12 protein-coding genes are annotated in these 14982 nt (G+C 67.1%); 5 read left to right on the top strand and 7 right to left on the bottom strand.

Going from position 1 to position 14982, the window contains the following annotated elements; translation table 11 throughout:
- Positions 1–108: 108 nt before the first annotated feature.
- From AC0GNR_RS05380 to AC0GNR_RS05370, 3 genes are all read right to left on the bottom strand, one after another.
- On the bottom strand, positions 109–2856 hold the full coding sequence (locus AC0GNR_RS05380; protein ID WP_472899976.1) for an HAD-IC family P-type ATPase: 2748 nt from the start codon (positions 2854–2856) through the stop codon (positions 109–111).
- Positions 2857–2952: 96 nt separating this feature from the next.
- Positions 2953–4260, bottom strand: a complete 1308-nt coding sequence (locus tag AC0GNR_RS05375; protein ID WP_472899975.1) for a TIGR04283 family arsenosugar biosynthesis glycosyltransferase — start codon at positions 4258–4260, stop codon at positions 2953–2955.
- A complete protein-coding gene (locus tag AC0GNR_RS05370) occupies positions 4257–5360 on the bottom strand; it encodes a phosphotransferase family protein (protein ID WP_472899974.1) in 1104 nt (367 codons plus the stop codon). The genes AC0GNR_RS05375 and AC0GNR_RS05370 overlap by 4 nt, the downstream gene beginning before the upstream one ends.
- Positions 5361–5449: 89 nt before the next feature.
- Between AC0GNR_RS05370 and AC0GNR_RS05365 the strand changes: the two genes are divergently transcribed.
- From AC0GNR_RS05365 to AC0GNR_RS05350, 4 genes are all read left to right on the top strand, one after another.
- Positions 5450–7612 (top strand): FAD-dependent oxidoreductase, encoded by a 2163-nt coding sequence (locus tag AC0GNR_RS05365; RefSeq protein WP_472899973.1) that lies wholly within the window; start codon positions 5450–5452, stop codon positions 7610–7612.
- 30 nt (positions 7613–7642) lie between these two features.
- Positions 7643–8455 carry a DUF547 domain-containing protein gene (locus AC0GNR_RS05360; RefSeq protein ID WP_472899972.1) on the top strand — a complete coding sequence of 271 codons (813 nt, stop codon included), beginning with the start codon at positions 7643–7645 and terminating at the stop codon, positions 8453–8455.
- Complete coding sequence (locus AC0GNR_RS05355; RefSeq protein WP_472899971.1) at positions 8452–9198, top strand: DUF3047 domain-containing protein; 747 nt, start codon at positions 8452–8454, stop codon at positions 9196–9198. Before AC0GNR_RS05360 ends, AC0GNR_RS05355 begins: the two co-directional genes overlap by 4 nt.
- A 147-nt stretch (positions 9199–9345) precedes the next feature.
- Positions 9346–10158 (top strand): DUF4399 domain-containing protein, encoded by an 813-nt coding sequence (locus AC0GNR_RS05350; protein WP_472899970.1) that lies wholly within the window; start codon positions 9346–9348, stop codon positions 10156–10158.
- Between the two features lie 22 nt (positions 10159–10180).
- Here AC0GNR_RS05350 and AC0GNR_RS05345 read toward each other — a convergent pair whose 3' ends face one another.
- The 3 genes from AC0GNR_RS05345 to senB all read right to left on the bottom strand — a co-directional run bounded on the left by AC0GNR_RS05345 (position 10181) and on the right by senB (position 12462).
- Positions 10181–10639 carry a rhodanese-like domain-containing protein gene (locus AC0GNR_RS05345; protein WP_472899969.1) on the bottom strand — a complete coding sequence of 153 codons (459 nt, stop codon included), beginning with the start codon at positions 10637–10639 and terminating at the stop codon, positions 10181–10183.
- Positions 10640–10746: 107 nt separating this feature from the next.
- Positions 10747–11442 carry a haloacid dehalogenase type II gene (locus AC0GNR_RS05340; protein ID WP_472899968.1) on the bottom strand — a complete coding sequence of 232 codons (696 nt, stop codon included), beginning with the start codon at positions 11440–11442 and terminating at the stop codon, positions 10747–10749.
- 39 nt (positions 11443–11481) lie between these two features.
- Complete coding sequence (senB, locus tag AC0GNR_RS05335) at positions 11482–12462, bottom strand: selenoneine biosynthesis selenosugar synthase SenB (protein WP_472899967.1); 981 nt, start codon at positions 12460–12462, stop codon at positions 11482–11484.
- Positions 12463–12473: 11 nt separating this feature from the next.
- Between senB and senA the strand changes: the two genes are divergently transcribed.
- The gene (senA, locus tag AC0GNR_RS05330) at positions 12474–13718 is read left to right on the top strand and encodes a selenoneine synthase SenA (protein WP_472899966.1); all 1245 of its coding nucleotides are present in this window, start codon (positions 12474–12476) and stop codon (positions 13716–13718) included.
- A gap of 157 nt (positions 13719–13875) precedes the next feature.
- Here senA and egtD read toward each other — a convergent pair whose 3' ends face one another.
- Complete coding sequence (gene egtD / locus AC0GNR_RS05325) at positions 13876–14877, bottom strand: L-histidine N(alpha)-methyltransferase (RefSeq protein WP_472899965.1); 1002 nt, start codon at positions 14875–14877, stop codon at positions 13876–13878.
- Positions 14878–14982: the final 105 nt, after the last annotated feature.

The following is a 14982-nucleotide window of genomic DNA, read 5'->3' as shown; positions in this document are numbered from 1 at the left end:
AAAAGAAAAAAGGCGCCGCCCCAAAGGGCCACGGCGCCGAACACATTCAAGGATGAAAGGGCTGGACTATACCGGCGCCCGGCGCCCGATCAAGCCAGGCGCCGGGCGCTACGCCGCGTTGCGCTGGCGCAGCACCCACTTTTCCAGCTCCAGCAGCACCAGCACCGCCAGGCCCGCCAGCGCGCACAGCAGCACATCGGCGGGGTGAAGCGCCCGGGTGTTGAACCAGCTCTGCATGAAAGGCGCATAGGTAAACAAAGCCTGCAGCAGCACCACCACACCCACCGCCAGCAGCACCCACGGTGTGCCCTGCACACCCGCCCCGGTGAACGAGGGCGCCTTGAGGTAGCGCACGCTGAACAGGTAAAAAACCTCCATCGCCACCAGGGTGTTGACGGCCATGGTGCGCGCTTCTTCCAGCGAGGCGTCCGTGGACAAGGACCACTGAAACATGCCGAAAATACCCAGCGTGAACAGGGTGGACACCAACACGATGCGCCAGATCACGAACGGACTGAGCATGGCCTCGCCGGGTGGGCGCGGGGCACGTTTCATCACATCGGGCTCGGTGGGCTCAAACGCCAGCACCATGGCCAGCGCCACCGAGCTGACCATGTTCACCCACAAGATTTGCACCGGCATGATGGGCAAGGCCAGGCCCAGCAGCACAGCCGCCAGCAGCGACATGGACTCGCCACCGTTGATGGGCAGCAGAAAGGTGATGGTCTTGCGCAGGTTGTCGTAGACCGTGCGGCCCTCTTCCACCGCGTGGGCAATGGACGCAAAGTTGTCGTCGGCCAGCACGATGGCACCGGCCTGTTTGGCCGCTTCGGTGCCTTTACGGCCCATGGCCACGCCCACGTCGGCCTGCTTGAGCGCCGGTGCGTCATTCACGCCGTCGCCCGTCATGGCCACCACCTCGCCGCGCGCCTGCAAGGCCTGCACCAGGCGCAGCTTGTGCTCGGGGCTGGCGCGGGCAAACACATCGGCGTCCTGCACCACCTGCTGCAAAGCCACGTCGTCCAAAGCCTCGATGTCGGGGCCGGTCACTGCGCGCAGGTGCTCGCCCATGCCCAGCTGCGTGGCAATGGCACTGGCCGTCACGCCGTGGTCGCCGGTGATCATCTTCACGCGAATGCCGGCCGCCCGGCACTGGGCCACCGCCTCGATGGCCTCCTGGCGCGGCGGGTCGATGATGGCCACCAGACCCAGCAGCGTCAGTCCCTCGACGCCGCTGCGGCTGTCCAGCGCCGTGGCGGTGTTCACATGCCCGCGCGCCAGCGCCAGCACTCGGCGCCCAGCGCGGGCTTGCTGATCGATCGCCTGCTGCCAATGCACTTCGTCGATGGGTGCGGCGCGTCCGTCGCCGGCCAGCTGGTGGCTGCACATGCCCAGCACCCGCTCAGGCGCGCCCTTGAGCAGCAGCTCGTGGCCCGCCGGCAGGTCTGTTTCGGTGGCATGGGCCGTGGCCATGTAGCGGTGCTCCGATTCGAACGGAATGCCCCCGGTGCGTGGGCGCTCGCGGGCCAATTCTTGCGGGTCAAGGCCGGCCTTCATGGCCAAGGTCAGCAGCGCGCCTTCGGTCGGGTCGCCCACCAGCTGCCACTGGCCGCCCTCCAGGTGCAGGCTGGCGTCGTTGCACAGCGCTGCGGCCTCGGCCAGGGCCAGCAGTGCCGCCGCTTCGCGAAACAGTTCGGCCGGTTGCAGCTGATGGCCATGGCAACACAGCTTGCCCTCGGGCGCGTAGCCGGCGCCCTCCACGTCGACCACGCGGTCGGCCAGCACCACCTGCTGCACCGTCATCTCGTTGCGGGTCAGCGTGCCGGTTTTGTCGGAACAGATGACCGTGACCGACCCCAGGGTTTCAACCGCGGGCAGGCGGCGGATCACCGCATGGCGGGCGGCCATGCGCTGCACGCCAATGGCCAATGTGATGGACATGATGGCCGGCAAACCTTCGGGGATGGCCGCCACCGCCAGGCCCACAGCGGTCATGAACATCTCGGCCGCCGGCATGCCACGCACCAGCGTGCCAAAGGCAAACAGCGCGGCAGCAGCGGCCACCACGGCGAGCGTGATCCAGCGCGCCAGCTGGGCCATGTTGCGCACCAGCGGCGTGGTCACCTGCTCCACCGACTCCAGCAGGTGGCCAATGCGCCCCATTTCGGTGGCACCAGCGGTCGCCACCACCACACCCCGCGCCTGGCCCTGCGTCACCAGGGTGCCAGCGTAGCCCATGCACAGGCGGTCGCCCAGCGCAGCGTCTGGCTCCACCGAGGCCAGCGTCTTTTCCACCGGCATCGATTCGCCGGTCAGGGCCGACTCATCGACCCGCAGGTTGTTGAGCTGCAGCCAGCGCAGGTCGGCTGGCAGGCTGTCGCCCGAAGCGACCTGCACCACATCGCCGGGCACCAGGTCGGCGGCGTCGATGTCTTTCAGGCGGCCGTCGCGCAACACCATGGCATGCGGGGCCAGCAGGTGGCGTATGGCTTGCAGCGCTTTTTCAGCCTTGCCCTCTTGCAACACCCCAATGAGCACGTTGAACAACACCACCGCCAGGATCACGCCAGCATCCAGCGTGTGGCCAATCAGCGCGGTGACGACCACCGCAGCCAGCAGCACCATGATCAGCAGGTTGTTGAACTGCGCCAGCACCCGCCGCCACAGGCCGGGGCCCTCCACCATCTCCAGCCGGTTGGGGCCGTGTTGCTGCAGGCGCTCGGCGGCCTCTCGGCTGCTCAGGCCCGCAAGCGAGGCGTGCAGCGCAGCCAGCGCCTGCTCGGTTTCGCGGGCATGCCAGGGCACGGCGGGTGCTGATGGGGTTTCGGTGCGGCTCGGTGGTGGTGGCAGGGACATGGTTGCGTGAACCTCTCATGGGATATGAAAACCATACCCCAGTCAGACGCGCCGGCAACCCATGGTTCAGCCAACAGGCGCAGACGTTGACCACGGTCAATGTCTGGATACCGCCCGGACCCAGCGCTGCCAGTCGGCAGGCTCGTCCACATCCCACAGGGCGGGCAACTCCATGCAGCTGGCACCTGCTTCATGCAGACGCTCCAGGGTTTGCTCCAACACCCGTTCGGTGCTCCAGTCGATGCGTTCAAACACGCCGGCCAGCGGGCGCCGCAGGCCCAGCAGCACGTAACCGCCGTCTTCGGCCGGTATCAGCACGGCGTCGTGTGTTTGCAGGGCATCGGCGGCCTGCTGCAGGTGGGCGGGGGTGAGCGCCGGGCAGTCGGTGCCCACCACCAGCCAGGGCATGTGGGGCTGGGCGGCAAAGTGCGCGGCCATGGCCGCCGCCATGCGCTGGCCCAGGTCGCCCGGGGGCTGCGGTTGACACACCACGCCGTGGCGCAGGCGCAGGGCGCGAAAGAAGCGGTGCCGGGTATCGGGCGCGCACCACAGCGTGAGCGGCCCCGTGCTGGCCGAGCGCACGGTGGCCAGGGTTTGCAGGGCAAAACCGCGCTGCGCGCGGGCGGCACCGGCGGCACCCAACACCGGCATCAGCCGCGTTTTGGCCAGGCCGGGCACCGGTGCCTTGGCCACCACGGCCACGCCAGCCGGGGCGCGCGGCGTATAGCCGTAGCGCAAGGCCAGGGCGTGCGGATCGGCCCCGGCGGCATAAGCGGCGCGCAGGCGCCACATCAAAGCAATAGTGCGCCACAGGCCGTGCTGGTCCCAGCGCCGCCCGGCGGTGGTGACGCGCTGCGGCACGCAGGCCGGCGGTGAACAGCGCTTGAGCCGGGCGCTGAGGTCAATGTCTTCCATGAGCGGCAGGGGCGCAAAGCTGCCGAGCGCTTCAAACACGCGGCGGCGCACAAACAGGGCCTGGTCGCCGGTGGCGATGCCACTGAGGCGCGAGCGCAGGTTCATGAACGCAGCGACCATGGGCAGCAAGGGGTGCACGCCGTCGATGCGCACGTCAAAGCGCCCCCAGGCCGCGCCTCGGGCCAACGCGGTTTCTATCAGCCGATCGGCATCGGGCGGCAACTGGGTGTCCGCGTGCAGAAACAGCAACACGTCGGCCCCGGCCCTCGCCGCTGCCGCAGCCCCGGCGTTCATTTGCGCAGCGCGCCCGCGCGGCGCCACCCGCACGGCATCGCACCACGGCTGTGCCGTGGCGCAGGTGCCGTCGGTGCTGCCGCCGTCCACCAGCACCACCCAGGCCCCGCGTGCGCGCAGCGGTGCCAGCGCCTGCAGCCGGGGCTGCAGGGCCGCGCCCTCGTTCAGTACCGGCAACACCACGGCCAGCTTCATGGGCGCAGTGCCTCGTTCAAGGCGTGCAGTTCGTGCAGCAAGCGCTCCACCACGCCGGGGCTGAGGTAGTGGTCCACCCGCTCGCGCACATGGCGCACCAGCTCGGCCTGGCTGCGCTGGACCGACCAGTCTTCGCCGTCACCGCCGGGCTGGGCGGCAGCCCCCTCCAGCACGCGCCACTTGGCGCACCAGGTGAGCGACCACAGTGCCATGGCGCTACGCAAGGGCACATGCCAGGCGGCGGCCGCTTCGGCAGCCGGCCCGGCGGCAGTGGCCCAGTCGCGGTAGAGGCCGGCCACGGCGTCCACGCTGAGCACGGCGTGGGTGTCCACGTCCCAGGTGGTCGAGGTGTAGAGCGTAGCGTGGGCCAGGTCGAGCCCGGGGTGGCTGTAGCGGCATTTCTCCAGGTCCACCAGCATGGCGCGGCCGTCGGCACGCACGATGAAGTTGCCCGGGTGCGCGTCAAACGCGATCAGGCTGCGCGGTGGGCGGGGCGCTGCGGTGCACAAGGCCTTGAGCTGCTGCAGCTGATGCGCCACCGCCTGCGCCACGACCGGCGCCACACGGGCGGCCGGCAGGTGGCTGGCCTGGGCTTCAATCTCGTCGCACAGCGCTTGCAGCGGGTCGGGTGGCCACAGCAACGGCGCCCCGGCGGCGGGGCTGGGCAGTGCCAGCGTGTGCAACGCCGCCAGGCTGCGCGCGATGGCGGGCAGGTCGTGGGGCAGGCGCGCAGGCCGGCCCACCACTTCCTCCACCAGCAAGGCACCGCGTGGCAGGTGGGCGCTGGGCGCCAGCCAGCCGTGCAGCGCGGGCGTGTGGCCGCCGGCGGCGGCGCGCTCGAAACAGGCGCGCTGGTAGGTCAGGTTGTGGGCCGCATCCAGCCCCATCTGGCTTTGTTTGGGGATGCGCGCCAGCAGCCCGGTGCCCACCAGGCGCACATGGTCGTGCGCCAGGCCTTTGTCGGGCAGGGGCTCCAGTGGCTGCTGGGCGCCCAGGTGGTGTGCGTCGGCCAGGGCGGCGCGCAGGGCGCTGCACAGGGCTTGCGTCCGGTTGGGCGGCGAAGGGGCGAGCGCGTTGTGTTTGGAATCCGTGGGGTTCATGGGCTGGGCGCGGTGTGTCGGCAGGGTCCGAGTGTAAGAATGGTCGGCCTGCTGCGACTCACACGCAACAGAACCTACAAGGAACAGTCTTGAATCTCCGCAAAGTCTTACTCCTCATCGCGGTGCTGCTGGGCATCGTGGCCTTTTTTGCCTTGGGGCTGGACCGCTATTTCAGCTTGGCGTTTTTGAAAGAAAGTCAGGCCAGCTTGGCTGCGTTGCGCGAACAGCAGCCGGTGCAACTGGCGCTGGGCTTCTTTCTGGTCTACGTGGCGGTCACCGCGCTCTCGTTGCCCGGTGCGGTCATCGTCACACTGGCGGGCGGTGCCATTTTTGGCCTGGGCTGGGGTTTGCTGCTGGTGTCGTTTGCGTCCAGCATCGGCGCCACGCTGGCTTTTTTGACCGCCCGATTTTTGCTGCGCGACTCGGTGCAAAGCCGCTTTGGTCAGCGCCTGGCCGATGTGAACAAGGGCATCCAGAAAGACGGCGCTTTTTACCTGTTCACGCTGCGGCTGATTCCGGTGGTGCCGTTTTTCGTCATCAATTTGCTGATGGGCCTGACCAGCATGAAGACCCGGACGTACTACTGGGTGAGCCAGCTGGGCATGCTGGCCGGCACCGCCGTGTATGTGAACGCGGGCACGCAGCTGGGCAAGCTCGACTCGTTGCAAGGTATTTTGAGCCCCACGCTGCTGGGCAGTTTTGTGCTGCTGGGCCTGTTTCCGTTGATCGCCCGCAAGATCGTTGAAGCGGTGCAAGAACGCAAGGTCTATGCCCAATGGGCGAGCGTGCGACCCAAGACCTTCGACCGCAACCTGATCGTGATCGGCGCGGGCGCGGGTGGTCTGGTGTCGGCCTACATCGCTGCGGCCGTCAAGGCCAAGGTCACGTTGATCGAGGCGCACAAGATGGGCGGTGACTGTCTGAACTACGGCTGCGTGCCGAGCAAGGCGCTGATCAAGAGCGCCAAGCTCGCGCACCAGATGCGCCACGGCGCGAACTACGGTCTGAACGACACCACGCCCACCTTCAGCTTCAAGGCGGTGATGCAGCGCATCCACGACGTCATCAAAGCCATCGAGCCACATGACAGCGTCGAGCGCTACACCGGCCTGGGCGTGGAGGTGCTGCAGGGCTACGCCAAACTGGTGAACCCGTGGACGGTGGAGGTTGCCCTGAACGGTGGTGGCACGCAGCGACTCACTGCGCGCAGCATCGTGATCGCCGCCGGTGCGCGCCCCTTCGTGCCGCCACTGCCGGGACTCGATGACGTCGGCTACGTGACCAGCGACACGCTGTGGGATGAGTTCGCCAAGCTGGACGAGGTGCCCCGGCGCCTGGTCGTGCTGGGCGGTGGCCCCATCGGTTCGGAACTGGCGCAAAGCTTTGCCCGCCTGGGCTCGCAGGTGACGCAGGTGGAAATGGGCGCGCGCATCATGGTGCGCGAAGACGAAGAAGTGAGCGCGCTGGCCAAGGCCTCGCTGGAGGCCGATGGTGTGGCGGTGCTGACCGGGCACAAGGCGCTGCGCTGCGAGCTGGTGAACGGCGAAAAGACCCTGGTGGTGGAACACGGCGGGACTGAAAAGCGCATTGCGTTCGACCAGTTGCTCTGCGCCGTGGGCCGCGTGGCGCGCCTGACCGGCTACGGCCTGGAAGACCTGGGCATTCCGACGAACCGCACGGTCGAGACCAACGAATACCTGCAGACGATCTACCCCAACATCTATGCCGCCGGCGACGTGGCCGGGCCCTACCAGTTCACCCACGTGGCCGCGCACCAGGCCTGGTACGCAGCGGTGAACGCGCTGTTCGGCGACTTCAAGAAGTTCAAGGCCGACTACTCGGTCATTCCCTGGGCGACCTTCATCGACCCCGAGGTGGCGCGCGTGGGACTGAACGAGCAGGAAGCGAAAGAAAAGAACATTCCCTACGAGGTCACCAAATACGGCATCGACGACCTGGACCGCGCGATCGCCGACAGCGAGGCCCACGGCTTCGTCAAGGTGCTCACTGTGCCGGGCAAAGACACCATTTTGGGCGTCACCATCGTTGGCACCCACGCAGGCGACCTGCTGGCCGAGTACGTGCTGGCCATGAAACACGGGCTGGGCCTGAACAAGATCCTGGGCACCATCCACACCTACCCTACGCTGGCCGAGGCCAACAAGTACGCGGCCGGTGAGTGGAAGCGCGCCCACCAGCCGCACCAGTTGCTGGCCTGGGTGAAGAAGTTCCACGACTGGAAGCGCGGTTGAACCCGACCGCACCAACGGAGTCCACACCCCATGCACCCACGCCGCCACTTCATCACCCTGCTCGCTGCTGCACTGACCGTGCCGCTCGCGGCGCAAGCCCAAGCCGGTTTTGACCACAGCCACGCCGCCTGGAACGCCCTGCTGAAAAAACACGTGCGCTGGTTGCCCGACGGCAAACAGTCGCGCGCCCACTACAAAGGCTTTGCCGCCGACCGCGCCGCACTCAAAACCGTGCTGGACGCCATGAGCGCCGTGCCCAAAGCCAGCTTTGAAGGCTGGAGCCGGCCACAGCAGATGGCTTTTTTGATCAACGCCTACAACGCCTTCACGGTTGAGCTGATCCTGACGAAATACCCGGATCTCAAGTCCATCAAGGAACTGGGTTCGTTTGTGCAGTCGGCCTGGAAAAAGAAGTTTTTCACCCTGCTGGGTGAAGAGCGCCACCTGGACTGGATCGAACACGAGCAGCTGCGCCCGCGCTACAACGAGCCGCGCATCCACGCCGCGGTCAACTGCGCCAGCATCGGCTGCCCGGCGCTGCGAGACGAAGCCTTCACCGCCGACAAGCTGGACGCGCAACTGGAAGACGGCATGCGCCGTTTCATGGCCGACCGCACGCGCAACCGGGTGCAGGGCAACCAGGTGGCGGTGAGCCAGATCTTCAAGTGGTTCAAGGAAGATTTTGAAAAAGGCCACGGCGGCTTCAAGCAGGTGGAAGACGTGTTTGCCGCCTACGCCGAGCTGCTGAGCAACCAACCTGCCGAGCGGGCCGCGTTGAAAGCGAAGACCCTGCGCGTGGGCTTTCTCGACTACGACTGGTCGCTCAACGACACCGGGCGATGAGCACACGCACGCTGCTGGCGCTGTGTGCGCTGTGGCCCTTGGCTGCGGCCGCCCAAGCGTTACCACCCCTGCTGAAAGCCGACGGTGCGCTCAACCCGGCCTGGCGTTTTGTGGGCTTTCCCAAGAAACACGCCGACCTACCGGCCACGCGCTTCGAAGCGGGCACCGTAGACGGCCAGGCTGCCCTGAAGGTGAGCACCGCGTCGTCGTACGGCACGCTGGTGCACGACCCCAAAGACGCGCTGCCAGCCCAACTGCAGTGGCGCTGGCGGCTGGACCAGCCGCTCAGCGGCGGCAAAGCTCCACCCGACCTGCTGACCAAGGCCGGCGACGACGCGGCGCTCAAGGTCTGCGTGATGTTTGACCACCCGCTGGAGCGCGTGCCATTTGTCGAGCGCACCGTGCTGCGCTTGGCCCGCAGCGTGAGCGGCGAGGCCCTGCCAGCGGCCACGCTGTGCTACGTGTGGGACAGCGCCGCGCCGGCGGGCCTGCAAGGCGCCAACCCCTACACGCGGCGCGTGCGCTTCATCAGCCTGCAAGGCCAGGGCGCCGCCCTGGGCCAGTGGGTCACCGAAACCCGCGACGTGGCCCAAGACTTCGCCACGCTGTTTGCCGACGAACTGCCCGCCAACGCCAGCGCGCCCCGCGTGAACACGGTGCTGATCGGCGCGGACAGCGACAACACCGCCAGCCGCAGCACCGGCTGGGTGGCCGGTCTGCGCTGGCTGGCTGTGGCGCCCTGACGCCAGGCAACCGTTTGGTTGTCAGCAGCCCCATGCCGCTGGCGGGCTGGGGCACCCGGCGGCCCACATGGGCGACAGCCCATAAAATTCCCTCGCATCTCAAGGCGGTTCGCATGGACCGACACTCCACCGACCGACCACACCGACATGCCCACCACACCATCCACGCGCAAGCTTCCCTTGCTTCTTTTGGCTGCCGTTTTCTCGCTACCGGCCCACACGCAAACACCGGGCGCGCCCGCCCCACAGCCGCACCCGTGGGAGGTTCCGACACCCCGCCTGGAAGCCGAGGCCTATTTCACCAACCTGCAAGATGGCGACAAGATCGAGACACCGTATCTGCTGAAGTTTGGACTCTCGGGTGGCTGGGGGCTGGCGCCCATCAGCAGCTCGGCACGGACCAAAAGCGGTCACCACCACCTGCTGATCAACCGCGACCTGCCCCTGAATTTCAAGCAAGCGCTGCCCTTCAACGAGCAATACATCCACTTTGGCAAAGGCCAGATGGAAACGGTGTTGAACCTGGCCCCCGGCACCTACACCCTGCGCATGCTGCTGGCCGATCAAAACCACCTGCCCCACTTCGTTTACAGCAAACCGGCCAGCATCACCGTCACGAAAAAGAACGCCACCGACCCGAAGCTTCTCGCGGTCAAAGGCATCAGCGTGGCGGTCAATGGGGGCGCTGAGGTTCGGCGGCCCTTCCGTGTGCAGTTCCATGCTTCGGCGCTGAACGTGGCGCACCAGTCGCAACAGGAAAAGGACACCGGCCACTTTCGCCTGACCGTCATACCCCGCAGTGGCGGCACCCCCGCGGTGATGAATTTCAACCAGGGGCAGACCGAAACCTGGCTCTCGCCGCCCGTGGGCAACTACGACCTGAAACTGGAACTGCTGGACAACCTGAACCCCGGCCAAACGCTCACGGCGGCCGTGAACACCAGCGTCACGGTGCGGTAACGGCAACGAGCGCTGGCTGGGTTCAATGTTTGGCCGGCACCGTGGCCTTGGCCGCAGCCTCAAACCCGCCCTTGGCCTTCCACTCTTCCATGCCGCCTTGCAAGATACGCAGGTTGTCCCAACCCGCCACGCGCAGGGCAAAACCGGCCTGGGCCGACAGCGAGCCGGTGTTGCAATAAATCAGCACCGGCTTGTCTTTGGGGATGGTGTTGCGCTTGGCCAGCACCTGGCGCCAGTCCATGTTGATGGCGCCCGGAATGTGGCCCTTGGCAAACTGGCCGGCATCGCGGGCGTCGATGACGATCATTTTTTTCCACTCGTCGGCCGGAATTTGCTCGGCAAAAATCACGCCGCCGCCGTAATCCACAAACTCCAGGTAGGCCTCCATCTCGTCCACGGCAAGGGCCTTGTTGTCGGCGTGTGCCAGCGGTGCGGCGGCCAGCACGGCGGCAGCCAGGGCGGTTTGAAGAAAGCGGTTCATGTTCAGGGCTCCATGCAGGTGGCACGGACAGCGCCACGGAGCACTAAATATAAGCGAACAATGATTTATTGATCCGATCGCTTTCCCGCACAGCCGCCCGACCCGGCTCAGCAGCCGAGCACAGTGGCCAGGTCGGTCAAGTCGCGGGCGTGCAGTGTGTTGCTCGGGTCGGGCGACACGTCTTTGGGCTGCGCAGCGCCGAATTCGAGCGGGCGCTCAATGTAGGCCGTGCCCAGGCCGCAGGCGCGAGCGGCAGCCAGGTCATCCTGGTGGGCAGCCACCAGCATCACGTCGGCGGGCGCCACGTCAAAGGTGTGGGCCACGCCCAGGTAGGTGCGCGGGTCGGGCTTGTAGGCGCGAAACACCTCGGCCGACAAGATGCAGTCCCACGGCAGCCCGGCGCGTTTGGCCATGTTCGTCAGCAACCCAATGTTGCCGTTGGACAGGGTGCAGAGGGTGAAGCGGGTCTTGAGCCGCGTCAGCCCTTGCACCGTGTCGGGCCAGGGGTCCAGGCGGTGCCAGACGCGGTTGAGGTGCTGGCGCTCGGCCTCGCCCAGGTGGTCCAGGCCAAAGCGAGGCAACAGACCGTCCAGGATGAGCCGGTGCAACTCATCAATGCGCGTCCAGCCCAGCTCACCCGAGCGCACCCGCGCCATGGCCGGCTGGTAGCCCGCACGCCAGGCGAGCGCGAAGGCGTCAGCGTCCACCGCCGGGTACAGCGCCTGCACCTCGCGTTGGATGCTGCCGTGCCAGTCGACCACGGTGCCAAAAATGTCAAAGGCCAGGATGTGTGGTGTTTGCATGGATAGACCCGATCTGGACAGCGAATGTGTGTTGAACAATCAAACAAGCTCGGCCAGCACCCCCAGCAGCGCTGCCCGCTCGGCATGGGGCGAAAACAGCGGTGCCCGGGCGGCGCATTGGGCCTGCAGCGATGCCAGCGCGCCGCCTCCTTGAGCAGGCTCGCTGCGGCAGCGGCGTAACAGGGCCACCAGCGCGCCAGCGTCGCCGGGCGCAAAGTAGCCCGCGTAGCCGCTGCCCAGCATGCCCACATTGCCCGGCACCCGCGAGGCCAGCACCGGCGTGCCACACAACACCGCTTCCATGATGACGTGGGCGCCGCCTTCCATGCGGCTGGGGTGCACCAGCAGGTGTGCGCGCTGGATGCGCCCGCGCGTGGCGGCGTGCGGCTGCCCGCCGAGCCAGCGGTAGTGTGGGCAGTCGCGCTGGGTCTGGCGTGCAGCTTCACCCAGGGCCGGGTCCAGCGCATGACCCACATGGTCCAGGTAAATCCCCTCGTCGGGCTGAATCCGGCGCGCCGCTTCAAACAGGGTTTGCGGCGATTTTTCTTCCCGCAGGTGGCCCACCATCACCGCGCGCAGGTGCGCGTGGGTTTTGGGCAGTGTCTGGCGCGCGGTGCTGGACTGAAACACCACGCGGCACTTGCTGCGCAGGGCTTCGGGCAGCTCGTGCGGGCCTTGCTCTTGCAGCACAACGAGGCGGTGCGCCAGCGCCAAAGACTGCTGGGCACTGGCATCGGTGGCAATGTCGCGGTAAAGGTCGGTGCCGGTGAGCGCCAGCACCAGCGGTTTGGCCGGGTAGGCCTTTGCCCAGGCGGCCACCGAAGCGGCCGAGCGGCGCGCGTGCAACGCGAGCAAGATGTCCGTGCCGTCGTCGGTGGTGGTTGAATCGGGCCACTGTTTGGCCAACCGAACCCGATAATGGCCCGCCAGCATGTGCGCCCAACGGCGGGCGGTTTGCCAGTTGCCGTTGTTGGCGTCGGCCAGAGCCGGCGTGACGATACAGAGTGAAGGTTTTTTCATGGGAGCAGTGAGTGTCTGACATTGTGTTCGAACCCACCGGGGAAGCCGAACAAGCCCGCTGCGCGGGCAAGGCTGCGCTGGCCCTGGCGCTCACCGACGCCCGGGCGCGCACGCTGGCGCTGTTTGACGCCTACGAAGCTGCGCTGGGCGCTGGCTTGCGCGTGCCTTGCACCCCCGAGCTGAACCTGCCGTTGTGGGAACTGGGCCATGTGGGCTGGTTTGCCGACTGGTGGTTGGCCCGCAACCCCGAGCGCCAGCGTGGCCTGCAAGCCAACCCCCACGCAGCGCGCCACCCGGCCCGGCAAGCGCTGCGCGGGCTTGACGTGGACAGCCTGTTCAATTCCAGCACAGTAGCCCACGACCTGCGCTGGGCCTTGAACCTGCCCTGCGCCAACGAACTGCGCACCGACCTGACCGAGAGCCTGCAACACACGCTGGCGCTGCTGGAGGACGCGGAAGAAACCGACACCGGCCTGTATTTCTTTCGCCTGGCGCTGTTCCATGAAGACATGCACGCCGAAGCGGCGGTGTACATGGCGCAAAACCTGGGTTTTGACCCGGGCCTTGGCGCAGGCGTGGCCAGCGCCGGAACAGCCAACACCCCAGCACTGCACACCATGGCCGTGCCCGCCACCACCTGGCAACTGGGCCGCAGCGGCCCAGGCTTTGCGTTTGACAACGAGCTGGGCGTCCACCCGGTGGCGGTGGACGCGTTTGAGATCGACGCGCGTGCGGTGACCTGGGCGCAGTACCTGCCGTTTGTTGAAAGCGGCAGCGCGGCACAGCGCACTTTTTGGAGCGAAGCCGGCTGGGCCTGGCGCAGCCGCACGGGCGCTGGCGTGCCGCGCTACCTGCGGCGCACCGACCAAGGCTGGGAACAGCTGCACCACGGCCAGTGGCAGCCGCTGGACCTGAGCGCCACCGCCTGCCACCTCAGTGCTTTTGAAGCCCAGGCCTGGTGCCAATGGGCGGGGCGGCGCCTGCCCACCGAAGCCGAATGGGAACTGGCCGCGCACACGCTGCCCGGCTTTGCCTGGGGCGCTGTGTGGGAATGGACGGCCAGCGCCTTTGCACCCTTCCCCGGCTTCACGCCACACCCTTACCTGGACTATTCGGCACCGTGGTTCGACGGGCGCCCGGTGCTCAAAGGCGCCAGCCCCGCGACGGTGGCTCGCATGCGCCACCCGAAATACCGCAACTACTTCACGCCCGAGCGCAACGACACCGTGGCGGGATTCAGGAGTGTGGTGGCTTGAGTGGTGGTGCTCGCGCCCCCTCTGGGGGAGGGCTGGGGAGGGGGCTCTTCACCCGGCTTTTCGCTGTCGGCTGCGGTTTCTCACGTTCGCCCCCGTCCCAACCTTACCCCAGAGGGGGAAGGCGCCAAGCGGGATCAGGGGGAACGAATTGACGCGTTTACACAGGTGCCCAAAAAACACTGAACCAACCCTTCTCGTCCGTCCAGTGGCTGGAGGCGCCAAAACCCGCCTCGCGCAGCAGCGCGTCGAAGTCTGCGGGCTGCCATTTGTAGGAGTTTTCGGTGTGCATCTGCTCGCCGTCGGCAAAGGTGCGCTCGCCGCCGGGCCAGCGCACAGTTTGCGTGCCCGCCGACTGCAAATGCATTTCAATGCGCGAATCGGTTTCGTTGAAAAACGCCACATGGCGCCAGCGCGCGGGGGCGAAGTCGGTGCCCAGCAGGGCGTTGGTGTGCAGCAGCAGGTTGCGGTTGAAGGCAGCGGTCACGCCCAGCGGGTCGTCGTAGGCGGGCTCCAGGACGGCCTTGTCTTTCACGCGGTCCACGCCGATCAGGATGCCGCCGCCAGGCCCGCCGGCGGCGCACACCGCATGCGCTTGGCGCAGCAGAGCCAGCGCTTCGGTGGGGTTGAAGTTGCCGATGCTGGAGCCCGGGTAGAACACGCAGCGCGCCGCGCTGGCCGCCCCCTGAGCGGCCAGCCAGTCGGTGGCTGCGGGTGGCAAAGCCAGCTCGGCAGAAAAGTCCATACCCAGACCCAGCATGGGCAGGCCGGTGTGGCGCTGCTGTAGCGGGCCCATGGTGTCGCGCAGGTAGTCCACCGAAATGTCCACCGCCACATAAGCGGCCGGGCGCAGCACCTGGAACAGGCTGGCCGCCTTGGCGCAGCTGCCAGCGCCCAGATCCACCAGCACCGCTCCCGAAGGCACCTGCTGCGCCAGGGCCTCGCCGTGCTCGCGGAAGATGGCGGCCTCGGTGCGGGTGGGGTAGTACTCGACCAGCTCGGTGATGGCGTCGAACAGGCGCGAACCCAAGGCGTCGTAGAAAAACTTGGGCGCCACATGCGCGGGCTGCGCCTGCAGGCCAGCAGCCAGTTCGGCGCGCACAGCGGCGTGGTTGGTTTGGTGCAACTGCACAAAAGAGGGAGCAACGGATGGGTGGTGCATGGGTGCTGGGTAGGGTTGCAGGGGCGCAAAGCGTTATCGGCGTTATAAACCAGCGCGCCATCAGAACTGGGTCGAACGGGCCGGACGCTTCTTACAGGGACATAT

Source organism: Hydrogenophaga sp. LT287 (assembly GCF_055702805.1).
This window is presented reverse-complemented; position numbering and strand designations above follow the sequence as displayed.

Coding starts and splice junctions, on each gene's coding strand:
- egtD (WP_472899965.1), bottom strand. CDS start 14,877: ATGCACCACCCATCCGTTGCTCCCTCTTTTGTGCAGTTGCACCAAACC.
- senB (WP_472899967.1), bottom strand. CDS start 12,462: ATGAAAAAACCTTCACTCTGTATCGTCACGCCGGCTCTGGCCGACGCC.
- AC0GNR_RS05380 (WP_472899976.1), bottom strand. CDS start 2,856: ATGTCCCTGCCACCACCACCGAGCCGCACCGAAACCCCATCAGCACCC.
- AC0GNR_RS05360 (WP_472899972.1), top strand. CDS start 7,643: ATGCACCCACGCCGCCACTTCATCACCCTGCTCGCTGCTGCACTGACC.
- AC0GNR_RS05355 (WP_472899971.1), top strand. CDS start 8,452: ATGAGCACACGCACGCTGCTGGCGCTGTGTGCGCTGTGGCCCTTGGCT.
- AC0GNR_RS05375 (WP_472899975.1), bottom strand. CDS start 4,260: ATGAAGCTGGCCGTGGTGTTGCCGGTACTGAACGAGGGCGCGGCCCTG.
- AC0GNR_RS05370 (WP_472899974.1), bottom strand. CDS start 5,360: ATGAACCCCACGGATTCCAAACACAACGCGCTCGCCCCTTCGCCGCCC.
- AC0GNR_RS05345 (WP_472899969.1), bottom strand. CDS start 10,639: ATGAACCGCTTTCTTCAAACCGCCCTGGCTGCCGCCGTGCTGGCCGCC.
- AC0GNR_RS05340 (WP_472899968.1), bottom strand. CDS start 11,442: ATGCAAACACCACACATCCTGGCCTTTGACATTTTTGGCACCGTGGTC.
- AC0GNR_RS05350 (WP_472899970.1), top strand. CDS start 9,346: ATGCCCACCACACCATCCACGCGCAAGCTTCCCTTGCTTCTTTTGGCT.